The sequence below is a fragment of the Bombilactobacillus sp. ESL1197 genome (assembly GCF_058107145.1).
Genome location: NZ_JBYLTY010000002.1, coordinates 341,505 through 354,151, shown reverse-complemented (window position 1 = coordinate 354,151; position 12,647 = coordinate 341,505). Strand labels below are relative to the sequence as shown.

19 protein-coding genes and 1 pseudogene are annotated in these 12,647 nt (G+C 33.9%); 6 read left to right on the top strand and 14 right to left on the bottom strand.

Going from position 1 to position 12,647, the window contains the following annotated elements; genetic code table 11:
• Positions 1-221 precede the first annotated feature (221 nt).
• Entirely contained in the window at positions 222-521 is a 300-nt protein-coding gene (locus AC3B6B_RS07385) for an IS3 family transposase (RefSeq protein WP_489757679.1), read from the bottom strand.
• A gap of 138 nt (positions 522-659) precedes the next feature.
• On the opposite strand from AC3B6B_RS07385, the gene AC3B6B_RS07380 reads away from it, so the two are divergent.
• The 3 genes from AC3B6B_RS07380 to AC3B6B_RS07370 all read left to right on the top strand — a co-directional run bounded on the left by AC3B6B_RS07380 (position 660) and on the right by AC3B6B_RS07370 (position 1,815).
• Entirely contained in the window at positions 660-806 is a 147-nt protein-coding gene (locus AC3B6B_RS07380) for a hypothetical protein (protein ID WP_489757678.1), read from the top strand.
• 492 nt (positions 807-1,298) lie between these two features.
• The gene (locus AC3B6B_RS07375; protein ID WP_489757718.1) at positions 1,299-1,523 is read left to right on the top strand and encodes a RelB; all 225 of its coding nucleotides are present in this window, start codon (positions 1,299-1,301) and stop codon (positions 1,521-1,523) included.
• Positions 1,513-1,815, top strand: a complete 303-nt coding sequence (locus AC3B6B_RS07370) for a type II toxin-antitoxin system mRNA interferase toxin, RelE/StbE family (protein ID WP_489757677.1) — start codon at positions 1,513-1,515, stop codon at positions 1,813-1,815. Before AC3B6B_RS07375 ends, AC3B6B_RS07370 begins: the two co-directional genes overlap by 11 nt.
• 230 nt (positions 1,816-2,045) lie before the next feature.
• On the opposite strand, the gene AC3B6B_RS07365 is transcribed toward AC3B6B_RS07370, so the two are convergent.
• The 10 genes from AC3B6B_RS07365 to AC3B6B_RS07320 all read right to left on the bottom strand — a co-directional run bounded on the left by AC3B6B_RS07365 (position 2,046) and on the right by AC3B6B_RS07320 (position 8,765).
• Positions 2,046-2,318, bottom strand: a complete 273-nt coding sequence (locus AC3B6B_RS07365) for a DUF5344 family protein (RefSeq protein ID WP_489757676.1) — start codon at positions 2,316-2,318, stop codon at positions 2,046-2,048.
• Complete coding sequence (locus AC3B6B_RS07360; protein WP_489757675.1) at positions 2,318-2,653, bottom strand: hypothetical protein; 336 nt, start codon at positions 2,651-2,653, stop codon at positions 2,318-2,320. Before AC3B6B_RS07360 ends, AC3B6B_RS07365 begins: the two co-directional genes overlap by 1 nt.
• Before the next feature lie 48 nt (positions 2,654-2,701).
• Positions 2,702-3,529 (bottom strand): hypothetical protein, encoded by an 828-nt coding sequence (locus AC3B6B_RS07355; RefSeq protein ID WP_489757674.1) that lies wholly within the window; start codon positions 3,527-3,529, stop codon positions 2,702-2,704.
• A 1-nt stretch (position 3,530) separates the two neighbouring features.
• Positions 3,531-3,902, bottom strand: a complete 372-nt coding sequence (locus tag AC3B6B_RS07350; protein ID WP_489757673.1) for a hypothetical protein — start codon at positions 3,900-3,902, stop codon at positions 3,531-3,533.
• 38 nt (positions 3,903-3,940) lie between these two features.
• Positions 3,941-4,801 carry a hypothetical protein gene (locus tag AC3B6B_RS07345; RefSeq protein ID WP_489757672.1) on the bottom strand — a complete coding sequence of 287 codons (861 nt, stop codon included), beginning with the start codon at positions 4,799-4,801 and terminating at the stop codon, positions 3,941-3,943.
• Between the two features lie 4 nt (positions 4,802-4,805).
• Positions 4,806-5,228, bottom strand: coding sequence for a hypothetical protein (locus AC3B6B_RS07340; RefSeq protein ID WP_489757671.1), 423 nt, complete (start codon positions 5,226-5,228; stop codon positions 4,806-4,808).
• Positions 5,228-6,064, bottom strand: a complete 837-nt coding sequence (locus AC3B6B_RS07335) for a hypothetical protein (protein ID WP_489758040.1) — start codon at positions 6,062-6,064, stop codon at positions 5,228-5,230. Before AC3B6B_RS07335 ends, AC3B6B_RS07340 begins: the two co-directional genes overlap by 1 nt.
• Position 6,065: 1 nt before the next feature.
• Complete coding sequence (locus tag AC3B6B_RS07330; protein ID WP_489758039.1) at positions 6,066-7,691, bottom strand: DUF3114 domain-containing protein; 1,626 nt, start codon at positions 7,689-7,691, stop codon at positions 6,066-6,068.
• A gap of 239 nt (positions 7,692-7,930) precedes the next feature.
• The gene (locus AC3B6B_RS07325) at positions 7,931-8,080 is read right to left on the bottom strand and encodes a hypothetical protein (RefSeq protein WP_489758038.1); all 150 of its coding nucleotides are present in this window, start codon (positions 8,078-8,080) and stop codon (positions 7,931-7,933) included.
• 85 nt (positions 8,081-8,165) lie between these two features.
• Entirely contained in the window at positions 8,166-8,765 is a 600-nt protein-coding gene (locus AC3B6B_RS07320) for an Rgg family transcriptional regulator (RefSeq protein ID WP_489758037.1), read from the bottom strand.
• A 97-nt stretch (positions 8,766-8,862) separates the two neighbouring features.
• On the opposite strand from AC3B6B_RS07320, the gene AC3B6B_RS07315 reads away from it, so the two are divergent.
• From AC3B6B_RS07315 to AC3B6B_RS07305, 3 genes are all read left to right on the top strand, one after another.
• The gene (locus AC3B6B_RS07315; protein WP_489758036.1) at positions 8,863-10,074 is read left to right on the top strand and encodes an MFS transporter; all 1,212 of its coding nucleotides are present in this window, start codon (positions 8,863-8,865) and stop codon (positions 10,072-10,074) included.
• 112 nt (positions 10,075-10,186) lie between these two features.
• The gene (locus tag AC3B6B_RS07310; RefSeq protein WP_489758035.1) at positions 10,187-10,417 is read left to right on the top strand and encodes an AbrB/MazE/SpoVT family DNA-binding domain-containing protein; all 231 of its coding nucleotides are present in this window, start codon (positions 10,187-10,189) and stop codon (positions 10,415-10,417) included.
• 86 nt (positions 10,418-10,503) lie between these two features.
• On the top strand, positions 10,504-10,656 hold the full coding sequence (locus AC3B6B_RS07305; RefSeq protein ID WP_489758034.1) for a type II toxin-antitoxin system PemK/MazF family toxin: 153 nt from the start codon (positions 10,504-10,506) through the stop codon (positions 10,654-10,656).
• A 181-nt stretch (positions 10,657-10,837) separates the two neighbouring features.
• Here the strand turns inward: AC3B6B_RS07305 and AC3B6B_RS07300 are convergent, their stop codons facing one another.
• The 3 genes and pseudogenes from AC3B6B_RS07300 to AC3B6B_RS07290 all read right to left on the bottom strand — a co-directional run bounded on the left by AC3B6B_RS07300 (position 10,838) and on the right by AC3B6B_RS07290 (position 12,621).
• Entirely contained in the window at positions 10,838-11,056 is a 219-nt protein-coding gene (locus AC3B6B_RS07300) for a hypothetical protein (protein WP_489758033.1), read from the bottom strand.
• Positions 11,057-11,316: 260 nt separating this feature from the next.
• A pseudogene (locus AC3B6B_RS07295) lies at positions 11,317-11,397 on the bottom strand (type II toxin-antitoxin system RelB/DinJ family antitoxin); the annotation flags it as partial.
• Positions 11,398-11,769: 372 nt separating this feature from the next.
• The gene (locus tag AC3B6B_RS07290) at positions 11,770-12,621 is read right to left on the bottom strand and encodes a Cof-type HAD-IIB family hydrolase (protein ID WP_489758032.1); all 852 of its coding nucleotides are present in this window, start codon (positions 12,619-12,621) and stop codon (positions 11,770-11,772) included.
• Positions 12,622-12,647: the final 26 nt, after the last annotated feature.

The window sequence follows — 12,647 nt, the reverse complement described above, 5'->3', positions numbered from 1 at the left end:
GAATTTCCTTTACGTGACATGGATTGTTTGATTCCACGTTGCTTTAACCATGATTGAAATCTTTGGTGTTGATACTGCCATCCTTAATCAGAGTGCATAATGAATGATATCTTTCAAGTTTGGATATTTATGCTCTGCCTTTTCCAACATAGTCATTGTTTGTTGGAGATTAGGACTACGAGAAATTGTGTAGGAAATAATTTCTTGCGTATACCCATCCATTATTGGAGATAGATATGTCTTTTGACCATGAAGATTGAACCACAATACCACTTATGATTAGGTTTAGTTGCACTAAAATTGCGTTGAATTAAATTGCCTTTGATATGACCTTGGCGTCCACGATAACTGTTGTACTTACTGTGTTTTTTACTAACTATTCCTGAAATTCTTAGTTTGTTCATGAGTCGTAAAACCCTTTTATGATTGACGATAATACCTTTGCGTCTCAACTCACAAGTAATTCTACGATAACCATAGCGATGACAGTTAGTTTCATAAATTTCTTTAATTTGGATCAATAAAGCTTGTTTTTTGGTATCTTTAGATCGGACAGTCGATCAGAGTATTTACCTTTTTTCTTAAAAAGAAAATACTTCTAATACGGAAAAAAATGTACTGAAAAAGATAGTCCAAAAACTAAAGAAGGGATAACCAATATGACTAAAACAACATTGGATCAAAGCTTAATAGAACTTAATCAACTATTAGATGGAAATGATCCTGGTGTAGAAATTCATGAACGTATATTATCCAAGCCACCTGTTTTTAACGGAAATGAAATTAAAAATTGCGAAAATAAATAAATACTACTCAACAGGGATTTGCATTAATTATGGGTGCCTCTATTAGAACTGTAGAAGCTTGGGAAACAGGACGAAGCAAGCCTAATGGTCCCGCAAGGAAACTAATGCAAATTCTAAAAAAAGAACCAAAGATTGCTAAAACTCTAATTTAGATAAAAGTTCGTCCAATAACTTATATAACAAAACCTCCTAAAGATAGAATCATGCCTTAAAAAGTCAACGGCAAGGATACCGAGAATTTTACTCCTCAAGGTATGGCGATTATGGTAAAACATCTGATAACTGGATCGTTATTTACAAACTAAACCACACAGAACTAATTTTATTACTAGTAACCACTGACTCGTATCAAATTTTAGATATGCTAATTAAGGTTAATCCGAGTTTAAAAACTGGATTAATTAAAACAAATTGAAAAAACCGCTTAGTACTTATGACTTGAAGTCAAAACACTGAAAAGATAAAACTGTTTCCACTCGTGTTAATAGCACAATTAGTGAACGTGCTAAATCAAATTTAGCCAAACAAGGTTTAACTGTATCAGAATATATTCGACTATCTCTAATAAAGGCAGCTAATAACGAAGTCTGCTTGGTTAGCTTTTTAGATTCCTCAGAAGCTATAGCTGCTAAGCGTGAAGCTGAAAACAACGAAGTAACTGAGATTGGTTCAGTCGCAGATTTCAACGATTGGATTGACAAAATAGATGAAGATTAAGATCACAAAATCCTTCGAACGAGAATTAAAAAGACTAGCTAAAAAACATTTTCCTATTAGGATATTAAAACCATGTCTAAAAGCTATCATCGAACAAGATTCTCATATTCTTCACAAGATTAAGGATCCTGCTTTAAAGGGTCAATGGCAAGGATACCGAGAATTTTACTCCTCAAGGTATGGCGATTATGGTAAAACATCTGATAACTGGATTGTTATTTACAAACTAGACCACACACAATTAGTTTTGTTATTAGTAACTACTGGCTCACATCAAATTTTAGACAAGTAATCAAAAGTTACCTTATTTTTATTGCAAAGCTGTTGCGCTAATTGCGGTTAAGCCCATTTTACAAGCTGGCTTAATTAAAACATAAAGCTAGTTTAAAAAATTAAAATCATATAAAAACCACTTAGCACTTATGACTTGAAGTCAAAACACTGAGTGGTTTTATTTTGCTGCTATAGCATTCAAAACTTTAGTTACAAATATAAAATAATCATTATTGGTTTGTTATTGGTTTACCGAAACGAATTTGCGACCTTGGTATCTGCTGCTTCCAACTCACTGGATACCTGGGAATACTCTACTGTATCGTGTTCCGCAATTGTCCCATAATGTTTAATTACTTGTTCCAATTCCTTTTCTAATTTAATTGCTTGAACAAAAGGTTTTAAATTCGTTCCAGATATATTGGTAGCTGTTAAGGATTGGGCTTGTAATTGTTGAACTGAACTGCTTGCTTGGCTCACATTTTGATTATAGTTAGCTTGAACAATTTTAATAGTAGTCATTATTTTTTCTCCGCACTCTGGGCTAATGCCAATTGGACTTCTAGTTGAGTAATTTCGGCTTCTAATTGGCTAATTCTTTGTTGGATGGCACTTAAATTCTCGTCATTTTTACTTGCATTATTTTTTGTAACGGATAAGTTATTCGTCTGTAACTGTTCAAATTTATTCTTTCTCTGACCGTGCCATGGTGCTGCTGTTGCTTGACCTATTTGAATGTCTCTAACGATTTTTTGTAAGTCATCCACCTCCGCCTTAGCTTCTTGTTGTGCCTGGTGCAATTTTCTTAATAAGGCTTGCTTCTGCTTAATTGCTTGTAAAATAGCGGCAACATCCATTTCAAATTATCTCCCATCTAAAAATTATTAGTAACTACCACTTTCTTTTTAATAACTACCGCTGACTCGAAACTTGTTGATTAAATCTTCTGATACTGAATCTGGAATAGGGTAAACATGATCATACTTGTGAAGATAACCGTCATAATTAAAATCTGTCTTATATTTTTGTTTGCCTTCTCCTAGAAGAATTTTAGGTTCTTTCACACGCCAATTTTGATTCTTTTTTTCCAGAATGTAATCACCCGAACCAATCAAAAAGTCAGAATATTTTTTTGGAAATTCTTTTTTTACTTTATTTTTTGATGGATAATTATTTTCAATTTGATCAGGTGAAATCTTTTGTTGTATGTCTGTTGGTAATTGATTATATAATGTGGAATTTAGAGTTAAAGATTCTGGAATTATAGGCCAACTATTAATTCGTTTCAAAATAGTTGATTCATCTACATCCTTATAAGTCGAAAAATAATCTTGAATAAATAACTTAATCTTATTTTTAGTTATTTTATAATTCCCTGCATCTATTTCAACAATCATATAATCATCTCCTCCTTCTTGAGGTGTACGAACTTTAAAAGCATCGTTGTATACCAAGACAAAGGTTTGATCAGATTTTAATTTTAAAAAATATTCGCCATCTAAAGGAGAGGTAAAGGAAAAAGATTTACCGATTAAATCTTTAGTAGTTTTAATTTTAATTGCTGGCGTTAAAACCTCACCTTGATTTTTGAGCGCTTGCAGTTTCTTCGCACTCATTTTTTGATATTTCGGTGTCATTTCCGCTCTACTAGGTGGATTATTGCTCATGCCCATGGTGAAAATACTTAATCCTGCTATCATCGCCAAAAGAAAACTTTTATATATTTTTTTCATCTTATTTACCTTGATTTTTGCGATGATAATCAAAATAGCTGTCTACAGGTTGATATTTATTTTTACCTTCTTTGTCAGGAGTTAAATATAAATTATATTTAGGATTTTTATTTTTTAACATACTATTACGATTAGGCATATCCATATTTCCATAAGAGTAGTCATAATTAAAGTGTGAGCTATTTTCATTGGATAAGTTCATATCATTTTGATCAGCATAATTATACGATGGACCATTCACAAAGCCCGCTAAATCATTCGTTTGCCATTCAGCTAAATTTTGTCCACTCTTACCAATGGTCGTTGCCGGATCAACATGTAACAATTCATTGTCAAACAGATTTAAGACGGGAAAGCCATTTGTTAACTTCAAATAACCATTTTCTATGATAGAACCTACGTTTACCTTTATTAATAACTACCACTTTCCTTGAATTTATTAATTAAATCTTCTGAAACCGAATCCGGAATTGGATAAACATGATCATACTTGTGAAGGTAGCCATATTTATAAGGATTATTGTAATACCTTTTAGATCCCTTAACATGCTTCCTTTCTCCAATCATGGGCTTCTGAACTTGCCAAGTATTTCCCTTCTTTATCAATACATAACTACCAGCATTTGCTAACCTTTTAGCATATCCTTTAGAATAGACACTTCGATAATATTCATATGAATTGTATAATTGCTGAATTTGATCAGGTGAAATCTTTTGTTGTATGTCTGTTGGTAATTGATTATATAATGCTTGATTGAAGCCACACTGGCTGGGTATGAATGGCCATGTGTTTATTCTTTTCCATGGTTTTAACTCATTTTCATCTTTACTGTTAAAAAAATATTCACTAATAAATAACTTAATCTTATTTTTAGTTATTTTATAATTTCCGGCATCTATTTCTATACTCATTCGATCATCCCCTCCTTCTTGAGGTGTACGAACTTTAAAGGCATTATTGTGTATTAAGACAAATGTTTGATCAGGTTTTAATTTTAAAAAGTATTCGCCACTACCATTTCTCGGAAAATACTCAAATTCTGAAGAATTAAAGGAAAAAGTTTGTCCTATCAAATCTTTAACCGTTTTAGCTTTAATTTTGGGTGTTAAAGCGGCCCCCTCATCTTTGCGGGCTTGCAGTTTTTTAGCACTCATCTTTTGATATTTTGGTGCCATTTCCGACCTGCTAGGCGGATTACTGCTCATTCCCAGAGTGAAAATACTTAATCCCGCTACCATCGCCAATAGAAAGCTTTTATAAATTTTTTCCATCGTCTTATTTACCTTGATTTTTGCGAGGATAATCCGAATAACTTTCTACAGGCTGATATTTATTTTTGCCTTCTTTGTCAGGAGTAATATATAAACTGCTTTCATAACCTTTATTTTTACTTTTATCTTTCAACATATCATTCCGATTGGGCATATCCATATTTCCATAAGAGTAATCATAGTTATAGTGTGAACTATCTACATTGGATAAGTTCATATCATTTTGATTGGCGTAATTATATGACGGTCCATTCACAAAACCCGCTAGATCATCGGTTTGCCATTCAGCTAAATTTCGCCCACTCTTGCCAATCGTGGTTGCCGGATCAACATGTAACAATTCATTGTCAAACAGATTTAAGACGGGAAAGCCATTTGTTAACTTCAGATAACCATTTTCCACGGTAGCACCTACGTTTACACTCATTAATAACTACCGTTGGCTCGAAACTTGTTGATTAAATCTTCTGAAACTGAATCGGGTATTGGATAAACATGATCATACTTGTGAAGATAACCATATTTATCAGGAGAATTATAATATCTTTTAGATCCTTTAACATGCTTTCTTTCGCCAATCATCGACTTTAGAAATTGCCAATTTCTTCCATCTTTTTTAATTACATAATCTCCCATATCACCTATTTGCTTAATGTATTTCTTTGAATATTCTTTTTTCAACGATTCAATAGATGGATAATCATGATCAATTTGATCAGGTGAAATCTTTTGTTGTATGTCTGTTGGTAATTGATTATATAACGTTGAATTCAGATCTAAAGATTCTGGAATTATAGACCAACTATTAATACGCTTCAAAGGAGTTGATTCATCTACATCCTTATAAGTCGAAAAATAATCTTGAATAAATAAATTAATTTGTTTTTTAGATATATTATAGCTTCCCGAAAACGTTTTAATGATAAAATAATCGTCTCCTCCTTCTTGAGGTGTACGATCTTTAAAAGCATCGTTGTACACTAAGACAAAGGTTTGATCTGGTTTTAATTTTAAAAAGTATTCACCATCTAAAGGAGAGGTAAAGGAAAAAGATTTTCCTATTAAATTTTTAGCCGTTTTAGCTTTAATCTTAGGTGTTAAAACAGCCCCCTCATCTTTGCGCGCTTGCAGTTTTTTCGCACTCATCTTTTGATATTTTGGTGCCATTTCCGCTCTACTAGGCGGATTACTACTTAGTCCCATGGTGAAAATACTTAATCCTGCTATCATCGCCAACAGAAAACTTTTATATATTTTTTTCATCTTATTTACCTCGCTTTTTGCGATGATAATCCGAATAGCTGTCCACAGGCTGATATTTATTTTTTCCTTCTTTGTTAGGAGTTGTATATAAAATTCTGTTCTTGTCTTTATTTTTTAACATTTCATTGCGATTAGGCATATCCATGTTTCCATAAGAGTAATCATAATTAAAGTGTGAACTATCTACATTGGGTAAGTTCATATCATTTTGATTGGCGTAATTATACGATGGTCCATTCACAAATCCCGCTAAATCATCGGTTGGCCATTCCGATAAATTTTGCCCACTCTTACCAATGGTCATTGCCGGATCAACATGTAACAATTGCCCCGTTTTATTATCAATAATGAATTCCACATGAAAATTAGAAAGCAATTTATAATTGTGCATGTAATTCAAACCATACTGTTTTTTATCACCTGTCTTACCAACATACTTTTTATTATGCGCCCTTGCACTTTCACTGCCGACTTTAAACTGCCCGGTTTGACTCAAATCATCTAAATATTCGCCAGGAGTGACGTGCAACTTCTTAGCTACTTGTTCGACATATTTAGCGTTGGAGTCCGAAATGTAATAGCGCAATTGGTGAATCTCGGTAGCTAACGTACCACTGGCGTTGGCTAAACCACCTTTTGTTCCCTTAGTAAATGGAAAAGCAGTCTGCACAACTTTGGGCAACAACGTTTGTAACAATTCATTGTCAAACGGATTTAAGACGGGAAAACCATTTGTTAACTTCAAATAACCCTTTTCTACAGTCGCCCCTAAGTACTTCAGTATAATCGTTAACGCTGAACTGGCCGCTTTTTGACTAACTCCGGTTTGCGCATACGGTCGAAATAATGCATTAAAACCGGCAGAACCCACTTGGCGCGCCTGCTTAAATAAATGATTTAATTGTTTTGATAATTTATTTCCTTTTAAGTCCTTGATACTGTCATTCAAAAAGCGTTCATAACTAGTTAAGGCCGCATTATTCCAACCATCGTGTCCTAACTCTGTTAAAAAAGCCGCCATCTGAAAGTGATCTTTACCTTGACCTTTAATTCCCACCGTCACTGCCAAATTACTTTTAACATGTACCAGATTATGACTTAAATCTTTTAACGCTAACGGTAGGGTGCGATTATTATAATTTAATACTTTGCGCTTCGTTTGTTGCACCAATTGGATCGTTTTGCCCAATGCTCCATCGGCTTGATCATTGATTAATTGACAATCCGCGCCAGCTTCAAGCGCTAATTGGTAGGCTTTGTTCAGTCGGGCCATCGTTCTACCATTTAATTCTTTGGTCTTAATCAGAATTTTTTCCAGATCATCTAAATTATCGGTGTCAATTTTAGCTTGGCTACTACTATCAACATCCGCCTTAAAGTCATTAATTAAGCGTTCCATGCCTTGCGCTAATTGATCTAACTCACTTGTTAATTGTTGCGGTTCACGACCATGCGCTGCTTCGACATACTCAGCCATTTGTTGTTGCGTTTTCCCGCTGAAGCCTTCAGAATTCGGCACAGCTTTCATCTTGACACTGGTATCTTGTAACGCACTTTTTAAAGTTTGAACTTGTTGTTGTAAGTGATAGTTATTTTCTTCTAACTTATTCATGTCAATTTTAACCATTAATTTCTCCATATTCTATATTATTTCGAAATTAATATATTATATTTATATATAATAATTTTTAATTTTAATGGCAATATATTAATTTGATAGTAAAATAACATATCCATCAAACATAGTAAAGCAGTAGTATTATGCCAAGCAAAAAATAGATAACAGAGCATACAATTAATATAAAACCAACAATTGGATAATGTTTTTAGATATATTTGTATCTAAATTAGCTAATCAAAATAAATTTAATTGGTTTTAATTAATTTATTAATTTCTGCAGCTAAAGATTGATCATTTAAAAATTCTGCAATGGTTTTAATTTGTAATAACTGCTGCTTACCCTGAAGCGGATCTTCTTTCAAGAATAAAATTTTAGCTAACTCATATTTTTGCAACAAATGAAATCCATTCAGGGTAATACCTACTACTAGCTCTGAACTCAATTGTAAAATTTGTTTTGCCTGATCAAAGTCACAGTGTTCAATCATCCATCCGATCGGCACAATTTAATAATAATGTAGCAAAAATTTCATCACCATGTGGATAATGCTGGTAACGTTGTTGCACTTTGAGGGCTTCAGTCAATAAATTAATCATCAAACGATACGGCAAAATATAACAATTATTCGCAAAAAATTTAACATCCGCTAAAGTCCAAGTCGCCAAATTAGCAAAATAATTGGTAACTAACTGTAACTCTGCTTGCGGCAAAGGCTGCTTTTGTTGATAGCAATTTAATAAACGATAACTCGCTAATTGAATGCGTTGCATTTTACCGGGATTGTTCTCTAAGCTTTGTATAGTGCGCGCAAAATCTTGGACATCACCATTGTTAAATGCTCGCGTTGCTAGAAATTGATAATAAGCAGCTCTTTGTGGCCGATAACCCTGATCAATCCATTGAAATTCTTCCAAACTAATCATTAAGTTATCTAAAATTTGGTTAAATTTATCCGCAGCTATCATCCGCAGCCCTTTTTCAAATTGAATTGCGTTCGGCTTGGAACAAATTCCTAAATAAACGCTTTTGAGCGCCAAGTCTTTTGCCAAACGAATTTTTTTTATTGTTGGACCATACATTTCAACACCACCTAGTTAAGAAAAGTTAACTTTTTCAAGTTAAGTCTATTTAAGCATTGAATAATAACTTTATCAAAACTAAAGGATTGGTTGAAACATGCTTAAGTTTATTCGACAAAACATTAACTTTACACAAATTGCGGGCATCAATTTGCTTTCCAAATTAGGAGATCGTTTGTTTTACACGGCGATGCTAACAATTGCCGCAACCCTACCACAAAATCAAATCGCTGTTACTATCGTCTCTGTCAGTGAGACCTTACCAATTGTTTTTAGCTTCTTTTTAGGCAGTTTAGCTGATCAACAGGCCAATAAATTACGTTTACTGAGTCATAGTTCCCTCTTGCGCGCCTTTTTTTATAGCTTAATCGCTATTTTAGTCAGTCGACATGCCACCTTAATGCTATTAATCATGATGGCTAGTTTGAACTTCTGCTCTGATTTATTGGGTAACTACTCAGCTTCATTAGTCATCCCGTTCACGAAAAGTTTAGTGCGTTCACCAGATTTAGAACAGGCTCAAGGACTAGTCAGTTTGACCAACCAATTAGTTAGTGTACTTGCAACACTTTTAGGTTCAGTCTTACTAATTTGGTGGCCTCCTAAGTTAATAGCGCTCTTTAATGCGGGAATCTTTTTAGTAGTTAGTCTAGGTTATCAAATTTTGCAACCAACTTTAAAGGCAACCGAACGCCAAATACCTAAAAATAGACAAACTTCAACTTGGATAACTACTTTGCAAAATTTTAAATTATTAAAGAGCCAACCGCATTTATGGAACACTTTAGGTCAATTGGCTTTGCTGAATGGCTTCTTTGGTGGATTAACCCCCATTTTCGTCTTATTTCTCAAACACAACCACAATCTTTTATTAGTGCCACGTTCGATCAAAATTGCTTTACTATCTGGACTAACCACTTGTATGATGATTCTAGGTAACAGTCAAAGTAATAAAATACTAACCAACACTGCCATTAAAAAATTAGCTATCAGCGCCGATTGTTGGCTGAGTTTAACCGCAGTAGGTTTATTGCTGAATAACATCTATCTAATTTTCTGGAGTGTGGCCGGTGTTGCCTTTTTATTGGGCTTAATTTCACCACGTTTTTCTGCCCAAGTAATTCGCGTCTTTCCAGCTGCTCGTTTAGGGGGCATCGTCACTATTGCTAATTCACTTTTAGTTTTAGCCCCACCAATGACGAGTTTACTTTTTCCCACGCTAAGTAACTGGAGTCTAACTTTTAGCTACTTCAGCTTTGGAATTTATGGTTTAATCGCTATTCTTCTAGGTAGTCGGAAATGTAATTAGAGAGCTAATTAAGTACTACCATCCCTATAATCCATCATTAAGGAAGAATAGTTGAATTTCGTATCTACACAGAATACATTAAACTCGTAATAATAATTCAGGAGGAAAAAATATGGTACTTATTAAGGAAAAAACACGATTAGAAAAGTGGGGGAACTCTCAAGCTATTAGAATTCCTAACCAGATTATTAAACAATTAAAATTAGATGATAATCAAGACTTGACTGTAACAATTGAAAATGGATCCATTGTTTTAACCCCAATAAAAAAGAAGCCAACTAATATTCACGAACTATTCAAGGACTGGCAAGATGATGGGAAGCGGGAGCACGAACTTGATTGAGGAAAGTCAGAGGGCCATGAACTTCAATGGTAAGCCAAGGCGATATATTTTATGTTAACTTTAATCCAAGCCTTGGTCATGAACAGATGAATAAACGGCCAGCCATTGCTCTAAGTAATGATCTAGTTTATCAAACAAGTAATATGACGATTGTGGCCCCAATCAGCAGTATCGCACGTGCTTTTCCAATGTATCATCGACTAACTGCAAGCAAACAATATCTGGAAAAGTATTATTAGATCAAACAATAGCCTTAGATTTGCGAGCAAGACACGTCACTGATGAAGCAATTGTTGTTCAGTATTGATAATGAATAAAAAGAGTCATTTATTTTATTTATTATCATATAAGTAAAAAGCAGGTGATATCCTCTAACAAGGTTATCGCCTGCTTTATTTATTATTGAATACTATAAATGATTTACCAGACATCATTGATACTAGATACCACTCCCATGTCAAAATCTTCAGCGGATAACTTGGTTATCTGCTCAAATCTGTTAACTACAGTCGGTTGTGGTAATTTAGTTCTTAAAAGCAATCTAGATTCAATCTTGATTGGCACCCAATATCCTAAATCATTGAGATCAGGATATTTATTGACATCAATTTGAATATTATTTTTTAGAACAAATAACATAGTGACCTCTTCCAAAGAACTAGACATAGTTTTTAAAAACTTTTTCATAAATATTACACTTTCTTACTCAACTAATAGATTTCAGAAAACAGTAATTTGATTTTAAACACATAAATAATTTATTATATGAAATTCAATTCTTGTTTACCTATTCAAACTTTAGTATCTAGTTTAATCTAAATAAATTGCATTAACTTCGATCTTGAAAGCTAAAGTTTAATTATTTGATTAAGCCTTTATAATTTCTTCAATGACCATTGCTCATCTAAGACTGCTTCAGTATTATCAGCCAAATCCTTATCAATCTGAACTTGAATCCGTTTCTTTTCTTTAACTACCATGTTTTTCTTGCCTGCCTTTCTTGTTGTACTCAAATGATAATTACCTTTTGAGTATGAACTCAATCAATTTAAACTACTAAAAACTATTATTAGCGAATAAAATCCTGACAGAAAATAATTGTTTCATGTCATGTATCTAACAAATAAATGTAAAATTGATGACGATTATCCTACCCAATAAAACTAACCAAAAGTTGCCTAAATTATTCCTATGATATTACTTCTCATAAAGCTAGAACAAAAATCGTTTAATTTGCGCTAGAATACGCACATTATTCTTATTGTCCTAGTTTTTTATCTTTATGCCAATTAGCTACCTGTTAAAGATGATTATCATAATTTATCGTTATAAGCTAACAAGCTATTTTTTAATTATGCCTTTAAAATTTGTTCAATGGCCGCCGCTACTCCGTCAGCAACGTTCGTCGTAGTTACAAAATCGGCTTGCTTTTTAATAGCTGCCGCAGCATTGGCCATCGCAATACTTTGACCAGCAACTTGAAACATTGCCAGATCATTTTCACCATCACCAATGGCATAACACCGCGTTAAATCCAATGACAATTCTTGGCTTAATTGTTTCAAAGCTTTTCCTTTACTACAATTTGCTGCCATCAGCTCTACATTCCGTGACGAAGAAGAGACAACACTCAATTCTTGATTCATAGTTCTAATTTTTTGCAACAACGCCGATTGTTCACTAAAAACTTCAAATTTAAGCATCTGCTGCTGTTTTGTTTTCATGATATTCACATCATCAACCGGTTGATTAACCTGATAAAAGGCATGATTATAAAATTGCTGTGCTTGCCGTACCTCAGCCGGATCCAAACTAGCACTACGTGCTTGTGCTATCTTCCATAAACTAGCATTAGTTTCCGGATAACGCCGCGTATAAGCACCTTGAGGATTATAAAGTGTATAAATTAATTGCTGCTGTTCACACAAAGCGATGGTTTTCTCTAACGCCGCTGTCATTGGTAATTCATGACTAGCAATGACTTGATCGTTTTGGTCAACCACCAATGCACCATTCAGTGCGATAATCGGGCCACGCAACTGATACTGACGTAACATTTGTCTGATATTCGTCACAAATCTGCCCGAAGCAATCACTAATAAATTCTGCTCCAACCACTTATGTAAAGCTACAACATTGGGCTGTGAAATTTGCCCCTGCGCATTAAACAACGTCCCGTCTAAATCACTTACCAAAACTTTCACACTGCTCGCCTCTTTGATTAATTTAT

Bases quoted from the DNA above. Each gene is read 5' to 3' on its own strand.
- AC3B6B_RS07345 (WP_489757672.1), bottom strand. From the start codon at position 4,801: ATGGAAAAAATTTATAAAAGCTTTCTATTGGCGATGGTAGCGGGATTA.
- AC3B6B_RS07305 (WP_489758034.1), top strand. From the start codon at position 10,504: ATGAATAAACGGCCAGCCATTGCTCTAAGTAATGATCTAGTTTATCAA.
- AC3B6B_RS07315 (WP_489758036.1), top strand. From the start codon at position 8,863: ATGCTTAAGTTTATTCGACAAAACATTAACTTTACACAAATTGCGGGC.
- AC3B6B_RS07340 (WP_489757671.1), bottom strand. From the start codon at position 5,228: ATGAGTGTAAACGTAGGTGCTACCGTGGAAAATGGTTATCTGAAGTTA.
- AC3B6B_RS07300 (WP_489758033.1), bottom strand. From the start codon at position 11,056: ATGTTATTTGTTCTAAAAAATAATATTCAAATTGATGTCAATAAATAT.
- AC3B6B_RS07365 (WP_489757676.1), bottom strand. From the start codon at position 2,318: ATGACTACTATTAAAATTGTTCAAGCTAACTATAATCAAAATGTGAGC.
- AC3B6B_RS07360 (WP_489757675.1), bottom strand. From the start codon at position 2,653: ATGGATGTTGCCGCTATTTTACAAGCAATTAAGCAGAAGCAAGCCTTA.
- AC3B6B_RS07380 (WP_489757678.1), top strand. From the start codon at position 660: ATGACTAAAACAACATTGGATCAAAGCTTAATAGAACTTAATCAACTA.
- AC3B6B_RS07355 (WP_489757674.1), bottom strand. From the start codon at position 3,529: ATGAAAAAAATATATAAAAGTTTTCTTTTGGCGATGATAGCAGGATTA.
- AC3B6B_RS07320 (WP_489758037.1), bottom strand. From the start codon at position 8,765: ATGTATGGTCCAACAATAAAAAAAATTCGTTTGGCAAAAGACTTGGCG.
- AC3B6B_RS07370 (WP_489757677.1), top strand. From the start codon at position 1,513: ATGAAGATTAAGATCACAAAATCCTTCGAACGAGAATTAAAAAGACTA.
- AC3B6B_RS07310 (WP_489758035.1), top strand. From the start codon at position 10,187: ATGGTACTTATTAAGGAAAAAACACGATTAGAAAAGTGGGGGAACTCT.
- AC3B6B_RS07335 (WP_489758040.1), bottom strand. From the start codon at position 6,064: ATGAAAAAAATATATAAAAGTTTTCTGTTGGCGATGATAGCAGGATTA.
- AC3B6B_RS07330 (WP_489758039.1), bottom strand. From the start codon at position 7,691: ATGGTTAAAATTGACATGAATAAGTTAGAAGAAAATAACTATCACTTA.